Below are 16,882 nucleotides of genomic sequence, written 5' to 3'. Positions count from 1 at the left end.
GCCCTACGGTACAGCTTTTCATCTTTATGCAGACTGCATCTGCAGTGCTTTTTTCAGAATATTAATGCTTGCACTCGTATCCCGGTCATGAACTGCATGGCATTTCTGGCACTCCCAGATACGAATGCTCAGATTTTTTATCCGTGGATTTCTGTAGCCGCAAGAGCTGCAGGTTTGACTGCTCGGATACATCGTTGGTACTCTGTGAAGTTCATTTCCATACCAGCTGGCTTTATATTCCAGCATTTCGAAAAACTTTGCCCAGGAAACACTTGCTATGGATTTTGCCAGTTTATGATTCCGGATCATTCCCTTCACGTTCAGATCCTCGATACAGATGGTTTGGTTTTCGCGCACCAGCATCGTTGACTGTTTCTGCAGGAAATCATTCCGCTGATTGGCTATTTTCTCATGCACTCTGGCTACCCTGAGCCGCTGCTTCCCGCGGTTATGGGAATCTTTCTGCTTCCGGGAAAGTCTGCGCTGTTCTCTTATGAGCTTTCGCATGGAGCGTTCCAGATATCTGGGATTTGATACCGTATTTCCATTGCTGTCAGAATAGAATGCTTTGATTCCGACATCAATTCCAATCGTTCCTCCAGCATTTGGGCGTGGTTCCGGTTCGAAATAATCCGCTGAAAAATAGCTTGTGATTGTTTCATAGTCCTCGCGATAAAAATCTGCATCACAAAACTCCCGGATAATCTTTGTCACATCAACACCTTCTCCCGCCGAAGGACAGATTTTCATTGTTTTCCTGTGTTCTCTTATTTCATAATACAGTTTTTCAAAATTTGCATCAAACGAAATATGCTGTGTCAGTTTATAAATATCATATAAATGCCTTAAATATCTTTTTGATTTGTTTTGTATATAGTAATCACACAGTGCAAAAATCTTATCAATATACGTTCTTTCCAGTGCCTGCACCTTCATTTCGAATTCATCCAGACGAAATTTTTCCGCTAGATCTTCCCTGCCTCGCTTTCTGAAATATTCTCCAATATAATTCCCAATTTTGATTTTTTCTGTCGGGAATGCATACGAGCCCAGCGCAGTTTCCAGTTTTACCGATGACAGCATTCGATCATCGTCCAGATTCCATACCGATTCATAAGAAAAATAATACGCATTGTAGTCTCTGTCGCTCTGTGTGCTCTCCCAGTTGCTGATCGGCATACAAAGCTCTTCACTGATTCCTTTTAAAATCTGATTTTTCAGTTTCTTTCTTCTCGCTTCTCCAATATGTTCATCAAAAGTGATGTCTATATCCTCTGAAAATCGGTTGATTGCATGATATCCTTTTGACAGTGAAGTTCCGCCTTTAAACACTACATTAGAAAGCTGTTCCGAAAGCAATCTCAGAATCAGTGTCACATAGTAATCTTTTTCGATTACCGCGGCCGCCCGCCCAGTGTCAGTTGAAACCAGTTCTATCATTTCCTGGAAGTTTTCTTTATTTTCATGCAGATACATATTTCACCCCCGTCTCGTAAATTGCTTTATAGATTTTTAATGGATAATAAATCAGAAGCGGGTCAACCTGTTCTCTGGTGATTTTGTGCTGTTCTATGAAGGCTGTCAGAATGGTTCCGCAGGATTTCATATCTTCTTCTGCTGATTTGTCAAGATCCTTCAGGCAGTCGAGGAGTTGGAGTACATAGGCATTTTCCTCGGTTATTTCTGCCATCGGGCGCCGGATAATGTATGTTCGGTCCTTGATTTTGATTTCGCGTACCTGCGCCGGTGCATAGTTGCTTGTGATCTCCTCTTTAAACGGAACCTGTGTTGACAGTCCCAGACGGTTCGCAAGGGTATATCCGGAATAAAAGCCAACCCGTTTTCCTTTTCTTCGGATATATTTGTGCAGCGCCACTGTCTCCGGCGAGAGGATCTGCTTTTCTCCTAACAGATTCGTTTTGGGGCAATAATAAATCCCCGGCGCAAAGCGGCTGATTTTTCCATCGTCTGTCATTCTTTTCAAATGATATCGGAGATTTTCTTCTGTCATTCCTTCCATGCAAAGATCGGAAAGGAAAATCGGCTCACCCTTTTCATAATTTTCTAACAGATATTGTTCTATCATTCTTTCACCTTCTTTTAAAAAGTAAATACTTCTTTTACTTATTGTTAGTATACTTGAAAAGAATTCCCCTGTCAAAAAAATTTTATTCTTCCATACGAAAAAAGCTCAGACGCAATATCAAATAAAAATGACATTGCTCTGAGCTTTTGTTTTTATGATTCCTGGTTATTTTCTTTCTTTTTCCTGTATACCGCCAGAATTCCGATGCCTGACAGGATCATTCCGGCCATCCATCTTCCCGGGGTTGTTGGGTCGCCGGTGGATGGGTTTTTGGTGTCTTTTCCGGTCTGGCTGTCTGGGGTTTCGGTCGGAGACAGGGTTGGTGAGACGGATGGGACTTTGGTCGGGGATGGGATCAGGCTTGGAGTTTTGGTTGGTGTCTTTGTTGGGGTTTGCGTTGGTTCCTGAGTCGGCGTCTGGGTTGGAGTTTGAGTTGGCTCCTTTGTTGGCGTCGGGGTTGGAGTCTCGGTTGGAGTTTCCGTCGGAGTTGGAGTTGGCGGGTCGGTTGGGTCTTTTTCGGCCAGAATGTAGTACGGGCTTCCGTCGGTTTGGAAGGTGTAGGTTTTTTCTGTGCTTTGGAGTGCCAGCTCTTCGGCGGTTCCGTCGGGGTTCAGGGAGTAGGCGGCTGGGTGGGTGAAGGTGTCCGGTAAGGTGATTTCCGGGGTATCGTCTTCAGCCGGGATGTCGTCTAACGCAAACACGGCAACGGTTTCACAGGTTTCCGACAGGGTGATCTGGACGGGGACTTTGTCGGCGGGGATGCGGGTTCCGGTTTCGTCTTCGAAGTAGATTTCAAAGGGGAGGATGCGGGTTCCGCGGCCGTTCATGCAGGCGGTGAACCATTCCCATGCGTCTTCATCCTGCACGGGGATGAGGTAGACGATGAGGGTCAGGTTTTCCTGCGTGACGTCCTGCACCGAGATGCGGATGCCGTTCGGCAGTTCGATTTCGCATGTGCCGTCCGCCTCCACGCGCGCGGAGAAGTAATCGTTTTCGCCGGGCTCGTAGGTCGCGTAAATGTCAAAGGAAGTTTCTTCGTTTTCTTTGTTCAGCGTCGCTGTCCCGCCGTAGCAGATCATACAGGAGGAGGCCAGAATGGTACCTGTCAGAATAAACGAAAACAATTTTTTCATTTACGCCGCCTCCTTTCTGATCTGGGTATTTAAGGTTACCGCTCCGGCGGAGTAATAGGTTTGCGGCTCGTATGCCATGATTTTCAGTTTGATGGAGCTTCCGTCTGAAATGTCTTTATCGATCGAGACGGATTTGACATACTCGCCGGGTTTTATAAGGCCGGTCTCCCCGATGATGTTACCGTCCTCGTCCAGGACCCGGAGTTTCAGCCAGACTTCCTGTTCGGAGGAATTGGTAAAATACACATCGGCCGCGCCGCCGGATGCGATGACGTTTCCGCATATGGAACATTTGAACGCCATGCCGTCCTGATAGATTTCCGTCCACCCAAGCTCCTCCGGAACCGCAGGGATTCCGCTTTCGGCGGAGGAGTCGAAGGGCGGCGGGGTGAAGGAAGATGACTGCGTATGCGTTCTGCCGAAAATCAACGCCAGTACCATACTGACCAGAGCAAGGATACACAGGATGCCTGCCAGGAATAGGGTCTGGGTTTTCTTCATAGAGTGCCTCACATTTAAAAAGGTTATAAAATTTAGCCGACTTTTGTTACAGTTACTGTAACTTTCATTGTTTCTATATTAATAGTAAGTACATAATGATAAGTACCTTCTTCCCTTACGTAAAACGCACTGTTCCCTTTAAGCGAACTTGAATATTTTTCCAGACCAAATTCATCAGTTTTTCCTCCATAAACACGCTGTACAGAATTAGTTGGCGTTATTACACACTCTTCATCATGTATCTTCAATCCCTCTAATTTAATCCGTCCATTCGTGTCAAATGCACTACTATTTCCTATAACTGTTCCTTGCGCTGTAAATACATTATCATCTGCAGTGGTATAAAGCTTAAGGTATGACGCTTTAATAATAGTTTTATTAGCTTCTTCCGGTTGAAAATCTCCAATCGTAACCTTAACACTTCCAACTGTACTGTCCTCATTTTCCGCCATACTTCCATCTAACGTTAGAGTAACTGTTTCCGTTGGCGCTGCGTTTGCTTTCGTTCCATCTGCACTCTTTAAATTGAAATTTGTCTTATCAAAAGTTCCATTAACAGATTTATTTACCTGTTCATATTCAAAATTTGTCGAAATTGCTGTGTTGGAATGGTTGGTTACCGTAATTTTGTTCTGGTCATTATCACATTCCCAGTACGGATCCCCTTTAGTATCATACTTTAACGTTTCCGTATTCCAGGTTTTTGTTTTACTTGGATGATACGTATATTCCAGGCTTCCCCAATTCACATCCACGCTGTAAACGTTCTCTGTTAAAGTGTTTCCTTCCTGATAGGAGGCCTTAATATCCGCTGAGGCCTGATCTACCGTAATATTCCCTGCTGCATATGCAGGAGTACTCATAGAAAATGCCATTGTAAGTGTAAGTGCCGCTACTGCTAATTTTTTCATGTTGATATATCCTCCTTTCCGTTTACGGCTGCTCTGTTGTAGTATCGGTATCGGCAAATGCAATGGTTACTGTACCAATTTTTGTATTGGCTGTAGTTGTTTTATCTAAATCTCCTGATAATGAAACTTTTGCCGTTCCCGAAGATGCAGTCCCCGCTGTAGTTTCGCTTGCTCCCTTAGATGCATCCTCCAAACGAATCACTGGATCCAAAATATCTGCTTTAATCCCTTCGGTTTCGATTTTTGCTGTAATAGTTGCCGTGATCGCTTTGTTGGAATAATTTGTGACTGTAATTGCATTATCTCCTTCGTTAAAGAACAGCCACTTTCCAGTTCCTTCGAGAGCCTCCTGATACTCATGTGTTTCTGGGTTCCAGTGTCTGACGGTATCTGCCCCTTGGTACGTAAAATCCATAGAGCCCCACTTTACATCTACTTTATAAACCGTCGCAGGTTCTATCTGTGTATATTTTCCTGTTACATTTTTTCTTGTTGAATCCCCCTTCGAAGTCAGCGTATCTGCCATCGCCGCCGTTCCGCTGCCCAATACAAGTGCTGCTGCCATACATAAACTCAGTACCTTTTTCTTCATCTTCTTTCATCCTTTCTCTTTCTTATTTTTATTTACATTTTCTCTTTCAGAAAAATGTTCCCATTATTCCGCCACCGTAATCGCAACTCCCTCGATGGTGCTGTTCAGCACCGCTTTTTCGCCGGTGTCCGGATCGTAGTAGAGGACGTTGAATTTTCCGGTGTAGGTTCCTTCCGACAGTGATGCCGCGCCCTGAATCAAATCGAGAGTTTCGACTTTGTACCCCGGCTGCAGAGTTCCTGACTGGGCGATTACCGTCTCAGTTCCGTCGCTGCCTGTGATCACAAGCTGCAGCACAATGTCGTTCACCGATTTCGAAGGATTCTGGAACATCAGCGATGCCGTCTGGCTGGCGAGGGAGATCTGTACCTCCTTCTGATAGACCATGCTGACCGCGCCTCCGCCGCTCGTTGTCTCCATCTTTTCGTCATCCGAATCGCCCGGGATTGGCTCGGCGTGTGTTTCTATTTCCTGCGGCGCGTAATCTGGTGTCAGAACCGGCGTTGTCTTTCTAAAAAAGAGCGCCCATATCGTGACTGCCACGGCGACCAGTGTAATCAGAAACAATGCGGTAATGATGATCTGTGACTTTTTGTCCTGTGCTGTCGTTTTTTTCGTTGTTTTTCCCATAATTCCTCACCTCCCTGCATGTGCTCATTCTTTGATCACAATGTTGATTGTTCCAATGGTTTTATCAAAGCTTTTTGTCGGTTTATCGCTTTCCAGACGAAGTTCTGTTTTTCTTGGCACGTTGTCTGCCGGTACAGACAGGGTGTCCATCGGCTGATCCTCTTCATCTACGAAGATTCCCTGCAGATTTTTCACTTCGGTCAGATCCTCCGCAGCTGTAAAGCGATATTCCACATCGACATCGACATTTCCGTTGTTCGTAACGGTGATCGATGCATCATTTTCCTGGGTTGTTGTCCAGCCGCTCTCGGTATATTTGCATGTCTCCGGATTCCATTTGCTGTCCTGATACTCAAATTCCAGACTGCCCCAGGTGATACTAACGGAAACGATTTCCGGCTCTGTGATGGTAAAGGTTCCCATCTGGAGTTCACCGCCGTTGTACCGGGTGCCATCGGAAAGGGAGATCCAGACTTCGTATGTTCCGGCTTCGGTCGGGGCGGATGCAAGATATGATGTCTCATCACTCTTTTTATAGCGAACGGTGAAGGTTCCCATTCCGGTGATGCCGGAGTTCAGATAAACCGATGCTTCTTTTTTCTCCCCGTTCTGCTCCAGATTTTCCGGAGGAACAAAGGTAAACAGCTCTGCTGTCGGTGTTTCAAAGGTGTCATTTTGATAGGTGCCTGCCTCGTTTGTGTAAACAATTCTGCCGTGGAAGCCCGGGAATGCGTTTGTGGCAAGTGTCTGCCGCCATACAACGGAATCGTCGGATTTCTGATCATTCAAAAGCCAGGTGACTTCACCGGATTTGAACTGCTCCAGCGTTTTTCCTGTGCCCTGCCATTTAACATCTCCTTTTGTTTCAGCGACAAAAAAGCTGGGTGATATGTTTTTACTGCTTCCGTTGCTGCCGATCAGTTTTTCATAAGTGGTGTACAGGTGTGAGCAATCCTGGTCCTTATTCATTTCAAACAGATAGCCTATGACTCCCCCCGCGTATGTCACATTTTTAAATACAATGGTTCCGCTGCTGTAGCAGTTCTGCATCTTTGCATAAGCAGCAACACCGACGAGCACGCCTCCATATGTGCACAAGTCTGATGTTTTTATTTCTGCATTTTCAATACCAAGATTCTGAAGCACTGCCTCTACACCAAGATAAGCAAAGAAACCTGTCGTCCGATAATTATAAATCCATTCATTGTTTACGCTCTGCGATATGCTCAGGTTCCGAATCACATGGCCATTTCCATCAAAAACTCCCGTATATCCCTCCCCATCCGGGCACATCGGCTCCCATGTAATCCCTGAAAGATCGATATCTGCCATCAGTTTTCCTTTTGCCTCCGGATGATCTGTATTGACATACTTTCCAAACCACACCATCTGCTCCGCCGTCGAAATTTCATAAACTCCATTTACCAGCGGCGGTTCTGCGCTCTCACATCGGAAAGTATAGCTCCGCACGCCGCCGTGTTTTCCATTTACAACATAAGCTGCAGAAATGGTATACGTTTCACCCGGTGTCAGATTTTCCAGTTTTGCAGCTCCGTTTTTCCCGTTCAGGGTGATCTGCGTTCCCCTCTGGATCAGATCTTCCACGCTGGCTTCTTTGTCACTGCAGGTATAGTAAATGGTGCCGCCCTTTTCGATTCCCTGAAATTCTACATCAGCGCTGTCCGTTCCAATCTGTCCGAGTTTCATCTGGAAATTGGATAATACAATCGGATCTTCTTTCGTTCCCTGATACGTGATTCCTGCAAAGGTGCCTGACAGAAGATTTCCTTCTTCGGCAGAAAGATAAATGTGCAGCACTCCCTTGTCATCCGTTTTCATATTCTGGAACTGATAGCCCTGTAATCCTTCGACATCGGTTACTGCTGCATTTTTTCCATAGATCTCCGAAACGTCTGCTCTTGCATAATACACATTCTGTGCATCCGCGCCGGTTCCGTTTTTCGCTGTCGGCCGGATTTCGGCCTCACCGCCATCGCTTCGGTAAATGCTTCCACCGGCAATCACCAGCGTATCTGCATCGATGGCGCCCTGTTTTACAATCACATTTCCGCCGGAAATATTCAGGTTACAGCCGTTCGTACTTGTTTTTCCAAGTGCCGTATTGCCTGTCTTATTTTCAACGGTCACTTCGCCGCCGCTGATTTCCACTGATGCGGAGCCATCTGTTTGAAAATCATCTGAGCACCTCTGCGGTCCGATTGCCGTGCCATCTCCATTTGTTGATGCCAAAATCACGCCGCCGCGGATCTTAATCTCCGCCTCGCCTTCATTTCCAACGCCGATTGCGGCCGGTTTTGTTTCATATGCTGAGCTTGCCTGTACCGTAAGATTGCCGCCATTGATTTCGATGCTTCCGCTGCTGCTGTACGCACCAATGACTGGCGTGCTCTGTCCGCCGCTTGCGAAAAGGGATCCGCTGCTCTCCTCAAAAATCAGATGGCAGTTTCTCAGCAGATCCTGACTTGGATTTCGTATTTTTTCCATCAGGATGACGCCGGTTTTGCATCGAATCGAGTTTTCGCCTTCCAGATAAAGGGCAACGGTTCCTTCTGTTGAAAGGGAAATTGCGCCTTTTAACTGATTGAAGTCATATCCAATATTGGTCCGGTCAATCTGTACATTTTTAAGTTTCAGATTCAGTCGGTAATCTTCCGCAAGATAGATCCGCACCTGATGATCCGTCACGGCGCTGGTCGTAATGGTGTAGGTCAAATCCCATGGCTGGTTTTCGTAATATCTGGCGTTTCCCTTTGCATCCGTCATCAAAATCGTCAGCAGCCCATTGGATACGCCGAAGGTGATGTCTCCTTTTGACAGGTCGATATCGTCCTGCATTACTGCCGTATCTCCGCGGTACGCGAGAATCGTTGTTCCATTGCTGTCCGCCTTGACGGTTCCCTGTACGGTGATGACTCCATTTGTTCCCCATTCGGGTTTTCCGGTGTCGATCGTGAAGGTGTACGTTCCTTCCGGGAGCCATGCGTGGAGCATTCCGGTTTCGGGTTTGCCTGTTTCCGTCTGAATCACGGTGCTGTTCGCCAGCCTGCCGTTTGCTGCTGTATATTCTTCGTTGCTTTCATCGGTTACTTTCAGACTTTTGATTTCGATTTCTCCGGTGATGGCACTGTCCATGAAACACAGGTTTACGGGGTAAAATGGTTTTCCGATGGAGACGGTATGGTCTCCTTCTTCCGTAAAGGAAACGGTACTCTGCCAGTTACGGTTTGCATTCATATCTACAATGTTGACATCGATATCCTGTTTCAGAACGCCCTGCGTGTCTACCACACCGAGGCTGATCGTTCCAGTGTACGCTTCACTGATGGAAAGTTTACAGGAAAACATCTGATTGCCAAGCTGTACAACAGCACTGTGCTCTGCTGTTTCTGTTCCAAACCGTGTATCGTAGATCTGAAATCTGGTTTGATAATATTTGTAGGTACTGCCGGCTTTTCTCGGTACGATTTCGCCGCGTGTCAGTTCCAGCTGAACCGGTCCGGTGATGTCGACGCTGCCGCCTTCATTTTCACTGAGATCGAGCTTTGTTCCATACCCGATGTTTCCCTCTGCGTGGATAATTCCATTGCTGATGATGATTTCGCCGCAGGAAAGTTTTTCTCCGCCCTCCGATGCATTCCAGGAATTGTGGCCGGATCCGATGGCTACGCCGGAATAGTTGTACTGACTTCCGCCGATTGCGGTGATGGTTCCGCCGCTGATTTCGATTTTTTCTGTCCTTCCATTCGATCCGCCGCCGATGCCTGCCGCGTACATGCCGCCGACTGCGGTGACATTTCCACCGGTGATCTGGATTGTACCGCTTTTCGACTCTGTTGTTCCCCCGATTCCGGCGGAAGCTGCGGAAACACTGCCGTAGCTGTAGGAATTGTTTCCGGTGGCTTTTACGGTTCCGCCGCGGATGATGATGGTTCCCACGCTCTGGTTAGATCTGCCGTCTGCACCAATTCCGGCTCCGGCGTTCCAGCCGCCGCCACCAGTTGCTTCGAGGATTCCGGTGCTGTTTCCGGTGATCTCAAGGGTGCATCCTTCCGGAACAGTGATTCCGGCTCCAGCAAATCCGGCTTTTAAAACGTCGGTTCCTTCTAGGGTCAGATGGAGAACGGCTCCCTTTTTTAATACCAGCCCGGATGCGGGGCTGTTGTTGTAGGCGCCTGCATTCTGTACGGTCAGATCCCGGAAGGTCAGGCTGATTTCCACGCCGTCAATCACAAACTGGTTGACACCCTGATTTTCCAGTGTCCCTGTGATGACTTTTCCGTTGAACTGGTCTCTGTTTTCGCTGTTGATGGTAAGTTTTGTATTGTTTAGATCGTGGACTTCACCGGTAAAAGCGACTGGTTGTCCACTTTCTTCGGTCTGTGGGGCAATGTTTTCCACAATTGAATCAGGGTTTTCCGCAGATTGTGTGGATACGGATTCTTCGGATGGAGTTTCGACGGGTGTTTCTCCGGAAACAGTGTTCTCCGGAACTGTCTCAGCAGAGACCTCTTCCGGGTTTTCGTTTTCCGATTTTACTTCTTCCGGTGCCGCATTCTCTGATTCTGTCTCTCCCGGTGCTGGCTCCTCCCGCACGGTTTCCTCTGTCTTTGGTTCTTCCTGCGCTGGTTTCTCTGGCGTCGTTTCTTCCGCTGGTGCTTCTGCCGCAACAGGCTCTTCTGCCTCTTTGTTCTGCAACGCAACAGATTCTGCCTCTTCCGCCGCCATTTCCTGTACAGCAAGTTCCGTCTCAGGGCTTTCCGTGGTTTCCACGTTCTGTTCCACTGCCGCTTCACTCTCGGTATCTTCCGCCCGTGCCGTAACTCCTGTATTTCCCAGTGTCCCAAGTATCATCAGCGCCGCCAGGCCGATTGCTGTTATTTTTTTCTTTCGGTCTTTTCTTCCCATACGCATCCCTCTTTATTTCATTACCGATCATTATTTTTTCTATCTTTTTCTACTATCTGTTACGTTTTCTTCTTGTACACGTACGCTTTTCCTGTTACACTGTTCTCAGATCAAAACGTATTTATTTGTGACAGAAAGCTCATTAAATTCAGACGATTATATCGTTCACGCCAATTTTCCTGTTTACACAGTACCATATTCTGTCAGAAAAATCATAACCTCGGCGCGAATGGTCGATCTGTGGCATAAACGGTCGAAAGGAGGTTTTTTCGGTGCATTTTGCGATTGTTGAGGATACCGAATCGGACCGGAAAATATTACATGAACTGATTCTGGAAAACTGTTCCCGCCATGGAGAATCGGCGGATTTTTCTTTTTTCCCGAGCGGCGAAGCTTTTTTAGAAGCGTTCCGGCCGGGGCTGTTCAGTGTTGTTTTTATGGATATTATGCTGGACCGCAATGGAAAAAATGGGATGGAGACGGCGAAAGAACTTCGGAAAACGGCGCTCCGCCTGCCGATCATTTTCACGACGACGGAACCTGAGTTCTCGCTGGAAGGATATGAGGTGCATCCGCTCGATTACCTGTTAAAACCCGTCGACCCCTCCAAGCTGGACTGGTGTCTGCAGGAGCTGCGGGAGTTCTGGGCTGTCCCGCTTTCTTTTGAATTTCCGGAGAGCTCCGGCCAGGGAACGGCTTCTTCCCCGCGGCGTGTGGCGCTCGATGATTTCTGTTATGCGGAAAAATCGGGGCATTTTCTTTTGATTTACACGGTGGGGGACAACGTGTTTCAGACGCGGCTCTCTCTTGCCGAGCTGACTGCCCTTCTGCCGTCGACGAACCGCTTTTTCATTGCCGGGAAGGGGCTGCTTTTGAATTTTTCGCAGGTGAAAAGTATTGGAAAAGATGGCGCGGTGCTGATGAAAGACGGTTCGACGGTCTATTGCAGCCGCCGGAAGACGAAAGAGGTGCTGGAGGCGTATTCCTCGTATCTGTTTGAGGCTATTCGAAAGGAGTTTTAAATCGTATGGCATTATCAACGTATGTTCTTGCATTTTTCTGTGAATCGCTGCACATGGTGCCGTTTCTGATTCTGGCGTTTTTCCCGTTTTATCAGCAGCTCCGCATGCCGGCGTGGGCAGTTGCCCTTTTGTGCGTCGTTTCACAGTTTATGCAGTCGGCATTTTATCTGTATCTGATGTATCATCACCAGTCACTGCGGCCGACGGATTATGTGTTTCCGTTTTTCTGCTTTATCATCTATTTTGGCTGCATCAAGGCGGATTTCTGGAAGCTGCTGTATCTTTATATTTTCGTTTTTGACTATATTATTTTTGTCCGCGGCGTCGCTTTTTTTCTGGAATCCTGCTTTAACCGGGATCCGAACTGGGATTTTTATTCCCTGCACACGATGCTGCTGATTATGACGGTTTTTATTGTATCACTGCCGTTTGCCCTCTGCTTTTTAACGAAAACAAAGGATCGTGTTTTTGAAGTGGACAACCCCGGCTTCTGGAAGAAAATCTGGCTTCTTCCCTTTGCTTCTACGATGCTGATCTGGATTTACACTCCTTCTGTCACCTGGGAACTCGTATTCAGTCTGGACTGGGTCTTATCCCGTCTCTTCCTGCTGCTTTCCATGCTGATTGCCTATTCGGTAACGCTTGATGCGATGGACACGATCCGCCATCAGACTGAGCTTGCCGAACAGACTTCCCGCCAGGAAATGATGCTTGCGATGCAGCAGACACAGTACCAGCAGCTCACCCGTCATATGGAATCGACGCGGGAGGCGCGCCACGATCTGCGTCAGCATCTGAACATCATTGACCAGTATCTGCAGAATGGGGATCAGGAGGCGCTGAAGACTTACATCAGCCAGTACCGGAAGTATCTTCCGCCGGATACACAGTATACGTACTGTAAGAATTATGCGGTAAATACGATTGTGTGCTATTACGCGGAGGTGGCGCGCAGAGAAGGTATCGCTTTTACGGTGGATCTGCGCATTCCCGAAACCCTCGCCGTTCCCGAGCCGGAGCTCTGCGCTGTGATTGGAAATCTGCTGGAAAATGCGCTCGATGCCTGCCGCGATATGTACGGAAAATCGCCGTTTATCCACATCCGCATGAAGGAGGAAAATAACCAGCTCGTTCTCGCCATCGACAACGCCTGCTCAGCGGCACCTGCTGAAAAAGACGGGCGGTTCCTCTCCACCAAACACGAAGGCTTTGGAACGGGAACTTCATCGGTGCAGAGCACAGCCGAACGATACCACGGAACAGCGCAGTTCCGGTGCGCGAACGGGGTGTTTTATGCTTCGGTATTATTGTATGGAGACGAAAAGAACCCTCAGTAGTTTTTGGCTGCTGAGGGTTCTTCTTATTTTTGATCTTTTTTATAACTCGATTACTTCTGTTCCTTCTATGATTCCATTCTCATTGAATGCATCCACTCTCACATACACCGTTTCGCCTTCTACCAGTGCACCGATGTTCTGCTCTGCCGTAAAGGTCATGCAGCTGTGATACAGTTTATCCGGCGCAAATCCCCAGAGGACGTTGTATCCGACGGCATCTGCCTGCGGCTCGATGGTGATGCGCATATCCATTGTTCCAACGCGCTCTGCCTGGTACTGCGGCTCGGTTGGTTTTTCGCCGTTTCCAAGACCGAAGACGCGGAGACCGGAAACGCATGGATTCTGGCTGTACGGTACTTCAAAGACGGTGAGTTTCAGATAGCGGATCTGTACGCCTTCTTCTTTTACAACGAAATCATGCGGCAGGTTTGTCTCTGCGTTGGATTTGTCTTCTAATACAAAATAGTTCGTGCCATCGGCGGATGCCTCAAGGAGCCATCTTGTCTTGTGCTGGCCCGAGTCGATGTATCGTTCGCCCTGACGCTCGCCCGGCAGGGGCGCGTCGATTTTATCGTCGGCGAAGTTCATCTGCACGGCGTGGACATCTTTTACCCCGCCAAGATCCATTGCCAGCCACTCGCCCGGCTGATTTCCCGCGGCACGCCACCAGGTCTGGACATTTTCATCTGCTGCAAAAGACGGCTCTCTGCCTTCTTCGCAGGAGGAAGCGGTCATCGCTTTCTGATAGCTTAAGAGATACCACTCCGGTTTTGCCCACGGATCTTCTTTCGCCTGCTCGACTGCCATCGGCCAGTCACCGAACTGCTGGTTGCAGAACAGGACACCGTCTTTGTCGAAGCCTGCCCGCCAGATGCCGACGCGACGCTCCATATCGTGGTTTTTGCTGATCTGCATTGTCGCGGTGTGCCACCAGTTTCCATAGCGGTCTTCCATCGTCGAACCGTGGCCGGCTCCGCGCAGGAATCCGCCCGGTTTGTAGGAGTACGGATTATTCTTCGCCAGATGGAACGGGCCGAGCGGAGAATCGCTCTCGTAAACACCATCGCCGTAAACGTTAAATTCCGTTCCCGGACCAGCGTACTGGAGGTAATAGTTTCCGTCGTGTTTCGTCATCCATGCGCCCTCGATGAATGGTCTCTGGCTGAACATGATTTTGGCAAATCCAATCTGCTCCTCCGTCAGTTCATCGACCGGTTTTCCCTGTGCTTTCAGAAATTCTTTAAATTTTTCTACAGCTTCCTCTTCGCTGAGCGGCATTTTGGAATGGTTTTCTCCCACACGCTCATATCCGATTCTTTCCGGATTTCCGTAAATCAGCTCGATCCGCTCGGTCTTCGGCACCATTGTCTCTTTGTCGAGCTCGACGCCCCAGATCGGAGTCACGTTATTGCATCCCCAGTAAAAATAGAGCTTTCCGTCATCATCAAGAAACAGGTTCGGATCCCAGAAATCGAAGGTTCCCGGGATGCGCTCGAACGGACCGTTCAGGATATCTTTTGTGCGGTAAAAATCACAGATCGTGCCACGACGGGATGCGCTGAAATACACGTAATCGCCGACCACGCGCACATCCGGCGCATAGTCATACAGCGGCAGGCTGTCCGGCAGCCGGTGGCTCTCCCAGTGCACCATATCCTCCGAAACCCAGACACTCAACGTCATGGACGCAAAAATATAATATTTTCCCTGAAATAAAATCATCGACGGATCGGCGGCCTCGCGGGAAATCTTGTCCTCGCCGCTTCTCATATCCTGAATGAACTGGTAACGGTAATCCATATTTAACGGATTGCAGAAATACTGTTTTTTCATCAAAATTCCTCTTTCCGGACCGTACGTAAAAACCCCTGTTCGTACATCCTTTTTTCTCATTATAAAAAAAGTTTAGCATATCCTGCGCGGAAAGGAAATGTTCTGATTTGACTTTTTTGTTGCACTTTTTGGACTCTTTTCATCCCCGGACAAAAAAAGAACGGAAGCCGAAGCTCCCGTCCCTTTTCCATGCTTATTTTCTATTTGATGATGTATTTCGCAAACTTCTCATCCACCAGCTTCTCATCGTCGGTATCCGCAATGAGTTCCAGCGGCAGATCGACGTAGCTTGCATGGCCGGATTTTTGCCTCAGGTATTGGACAAATTTTCGTGTTGGATTTACAATGAAGGTATCTTAGGGTAAAAACAATGCACATACAGGGAGGTATTTTTATGGAGTACACAAAGCTTGGAAATTCGGATTTGAATGTGTCAAGGATCTGCATGGGATGTATGGGGTTTGGCAATGCGAAGAGCGGAATGCATTCGTGGACGGTTGACGAGGAGCATTCCCGGGAAATTTTAAAACGCGGACTGGAGCTCGGGGTGAATTTTTTTGATACAGCAGCCGGTTATCAGGGCGGAACGAGTGAGCAGTATCTCGGACGCGCACTGAGGGATTTTGCGAAGCGCGATGAGGTTGTCGTTGCAACGAAATTTTTCCCGCGCAGTGCGGAGGAGATCGCGAACGGAGTCAGCGGAAAAGAGCATATTTTAGGGCTGCTGGACCGGAGTCTTACGAATCTTGGCATGGATTATATTGATCTTTACATCTGCCACATGTGGGATTACCACACGCCGATTGAGGAAGTGATGGAAGCGCTGAATACCGCGGTTACTTCCGGAAAAGTACGTGCGATCGGTATTTCCAACTGCTTTGCATGGCAGCTCGCAAAAGCAAATTATATTGCGGATAAGAACGGCTGGGCCAAATTTGTTTCGATTCAGGGACATTACAATCTGCTATTCCGCGAGGAGGAACGCGAGATGGTTCCGTTCTGCAAGGATCAGAATATTGCACTGACACCGTACAGCCCGCTGGCTTCCGGCCGCCTGGCAAAAAAACCGTCGGAGCTTTCCAAACGGCTGCAGGAAGATACGTACGCAAAAGGAAAGTATGATGCGACGAAAGAAAAAGACGCCATCATTATCGACCGCGTCGGTGAACTTACAAAGAAGAAGGGGCTGACGAGAATCCAGATTTCGCTCGGATGGCTGCTCACAAAAGTTACTGCTCCGGTTGTCGGGGCGACAAAGGTATCGCATATTGAAGAGGGCGTCAAAGCCATCGGTGTACAGCTGACACCGGATGAGATTGCTTATCTCGAAGAGCCATATGTCCCGCATGCACTGGTCGGCGTAATGCGCGAGAATCCTTGATAAAAAGTAACTGCTCCGTATCTTCACCGTTATGAGTCAGGCGGATATTACGGATGCTTCACGAGAGAAACACAGACGAAGAAAACTTTATGCCGGAAGCAGAAAGCGCGGTTTCTTCTACCCTGGAGCCTTGTTCGATTCGATATTGTATTGCTCTGATGAAGGAATTGAAAATGGATCTTCAAAAAACTGCATTTGCACAGATAAGCGATTGTGTGCTTGCCCTTTCTGTACCGGAAATTATAACGCAGAAAAATGTACGGACCGCCATGGAAAAAGCAGGCTTTCATGTAATAAATGGTGCAATATTTGATCCTCATATCCATGATGCAGTACACATCGAAGAGACAGACCGGGTGGAAGAAGACAGAGTTGTCGAGGAAATACAGAAAGGCTACTTCTTCGGTGAAAAACTGTATCGACCGACAAAAGTTATTGTTTCTCAAAATCCCTGTCAAAAGTAATGCTCTGAATACCGGTGAACCTCACATGACTAAAGCCACGTGCTTCCGGCCGCTTTAAGCGGCAGA

13 protein-coding genes are annotated in these 16,882 nt (G+C 47.9%); 4 read left to right on the top strand and 9 right to left on the bottom strand.

Annotated elements, in window-relative coordinates; genetic code table 11:
• Positions 1-24: 24 nt before the first annotated feature.
• From DW642_RS09330 to DW642_RS09300, 8 genes are all read right to left on the bottom strand, one after another.
• Positions 25-1,476 (bottom strand): RNA-guided endonuclease TnpB family protein, encoded by a 1,452-nt coding sequence (locus DW642_RS09330; protein WP_117510008.1) that lies wholly within the window; start codon positions 1,474-1,476, stop codon positions 25-27.
• On the bottom strand, positions 1,463-2,086 hold the full coding sequence (locus tag DW642_RS09325; RefSeq protein ID WP_055220391.1) for a DUF6088 family protein: 624 nt from the start codon (positions 2,084-2,086) through the stop codon (positions 1,463-1,465). The genes DW642_RS09330 and DW642_RS09325 overlap by 14 nt, the downstream gene beginning before the upstream one ends.
• Before the next feature lie 152 nt (positions 2,087-2,238).
• Positions 2,239-3,219: a hypothetical protein gene (locus tag DW642_RS15860; RefSeq protein ID WP_158555006.1), complete on the bottom strand. Its 981-nt coding sequence runs from the start codon at positions 3,217-3,219 to the stop codon at positions 2,239-2,241.
• Positions 3,220-3,720 carry a hypothetical protein gene (locus DW642_RS09320; protein ID WP_117510007.1) on the bottom strand — a complete coding sequence of 167 codons (501 nt, stop codon included), beginning with the start codon at positions 3,718-3,720 and terminating at the stop codon, positions 3,220-3,222.
• A gap of 32 nt (positions 3,721-3,752) precedes the next feature.
• Entirely contained in the window at positions 3,753-4,631 is an 879-nt protein-coding gene (locus DW642_RS09315) for a hypothetical protein (protein WP_055220385.1), read from the bottom strand.
• A 22-nt stretch (positions 4,632-4,653) separates the two neighbouring features.
• A complete protein-coding gene (locus tag DW642_RS09310; protein WP_117510006.1) occupies positions 4,654-5,223 on the bottom strand; it encodes a hypothetical protein in 570 nt (189 codons plus the stop codon).
• A gap of 63 nt (positions 5,224-5,286) precedes the next feature.
• Positions 5,287-5,853, bottom strand: a complete 567-nt coding sequence (locus DW642_RS09305; RefSeq protein WP_117510005.1) for a hypothetical protein — start codon at positions 5,851-5,853, stop codon at positions 5,287-5,289.
• Positions 5,854-5,877: 24 nt separating this feature from the next.
• On the bottom strand, positions 5,878-10,779 hold the full coding sequence (locus tag DW642_RS09300) for a hypothetical protein (RefSeq protein ID WP_117510004.1): 4,902 nt from the start codon (positions 10,777-10,779) through the stop codon (positions 5,878-5,880).
• 272 nt (positions 10,780-11,051) lie between these two features.
• Between DW642_RS09300 and DW642_RS09295 the strand changes: the two genes are divergently transcribed.
• Positions 11,052-11,801 carry a LytR/AlgR family response regulator transcription factor gene (locus DW642_RS09295; RefSeq protein WP_117510003.1) on the top strand — a complete coding sequence of 250 codons (750 nt, stop codon included), beginning with the start codon at positions 11,052-11,054 and terminating at the stop codon, positions 11,799-11,801.
• A gap of 5 nt (positions 11,802-11,806) precedes the next feature.
• A complete protein-coding gene (locus tag DW642_RS09290; RefSeq protein ID WP_117510002.1) occupies positions 11,807-13,138 on the top strand; it encodes a sensor histidine kinase in 1,332 nt (443 codons plus the stop codon).
• Positions 13,139-13,177: 39 nt separating this feature from the next.
• Here the strand turns inward: DW642_RS09290 and DW642_RS09285 are convergent, their stop codons facing one another.
• Complete coding sequence (locus tag DW642_RS09285; protein ID WP_117510001.1) at positions 13,178-14,971, bottom strand: family 43 glycosylhydrolase; 1,794 nt, start codon at positions 14,969-14,971, stop codon at positions 13,178-13,180.
• A gap of 394 nt (positions 14,972-15,365) precedes the next feature.
• Here DW642_RS09285 and DW642_RS09275 point away from each other — a divergent pair, with 394 nt between their 5' ends.
• Both DW642_RS09275 and DW642_RS09270 read left to right on the top strand, forming a co-directional pair.
• A complete protein-coding gene (locus tag DW642_RS09275) occupies positions 15,366-16,352 on the top strand; it encodes an aldo/keto reductase (RefSeq protein WP_117509999.1) in 987 nt (328 codons plus the stop codon).
• Positions 16,353-16,441: 89 nt separating this feature from the next.
• Positions 16,442-16,816 carry a nucleotide exchange factor GrpE gene (locus tag DW642_RS09270; protein WP_158555005.1) on the top strand — a complete coding sequence of 125 codons (375 nt, stop codon included), beginning with the start codon at positions 16,442-16,444 and terminating at the stop codon, positions 16,814-16,816.
• Positions 16,817-16,882 lie beyond the last annotated feature (66 nt).

It is taken from the genome of Blautia sp. AM23-13AC, assembly GCF_003435675.1.
Lineage (GTDB): Bacteria > Bacillota > Clostridia > Lachnospirales > Lachnospiraceae > Fusicatenibacter > Fusicatenibacter saccharivorans.
The sequence above is the reverse complement of the archived record's forward strand: the minus strand, read 5'-3'. Positions and strand labels throughout refer to the sequence as shown.

Excerpts from the sequence above, each read along its gene's own strand:
- DW642_RS15860 (WP_158555006.1), bottom strand. The coding sequence starts at position 3,219 with ATGAAAAAATTGTTTTCGTTTATTCTGACAGGTACCATTCTGGCCTCC.
- DW642_RS09320 (WP_117510007.1), bottom strand. The coding sequence starts at position 3,720 with ATGAAGAAAACCCAGACCCTATTCCTGGCAGGCATCCTGTGTATCCTT.
- DW642_RS09300 (WP_117510004.1), bottom strand. The coding sequence starts at position 10,779 with ATGGGAAGAAAAGACCGAAAGAAAAAAATAACAGCAATCGGCCTGGCG.
- DW642_RS09305 (WP_117510005.1), bottom strand. The coding sequence starts at position 5,853 with ATGGGAAAAACAACGAAAAAAACGACAGCACAGGACAAAAAGTCACAG.
- DW642_RS09330 (WP_117510008.1), bottom strand. The coding sequence starts at position 1,476 with ATGTATCTGCATGAAAATAAAGAAAACTTCCAGGAAATGATAGAACTG.
- DW642_RS09310 (WP_117510006.1), bottom strand. The coding sequence starts at position 5,223 with ATGAAGAAAAAGGTACTGAGTTTATGTATGGCAGCAGCACTTGTATTG.
- DW642_RS09285 (WP_117510001.1), bottom strand. The coding sequence starts at position 14,971 with ATGAAAAAACAGTATTTCTGCAATCCGTTAAATATGGATTACCGTTAC.
- DW642_RS09315 (WP_055220385.1), bottom strand. The coding sequence starts at position 4,631 with ATGAAAAAATTAGCAGTAGCGGCACTTACACTTACAATGGCATTTTCT.
- DW642_RS09325 (WP_055220391.1), bottom strand. The coding sequence starts at position 2,086 with ATGATAGAACAATATCTGTTAGAAAATTATGAAAAGGGTGAGCCGATT.
- DW642_RS09290 (WP_117510002.1), top strand. The coding sequence starts at position 11,807 with ATGGCATTATCAACGTATGTTCTTGCATTTTTCTGTGAATCGCTGCAC.
- DW642_RS09275 (WP_117509999.1), top strand. The coding sequence starts at position 15,366 with ATGGAGTACACAAAGCTTGGAAATTCGGATTTGAATGTGTCAAGGATC.
- DW642_RS09270 (WP_158555005.1), top strand. The coding sequence starts at position 16,442 with ATGCCGGAAGCAGAAAGCGCGGTTTCTTCTACCCTGGAGCCTTGTTCG.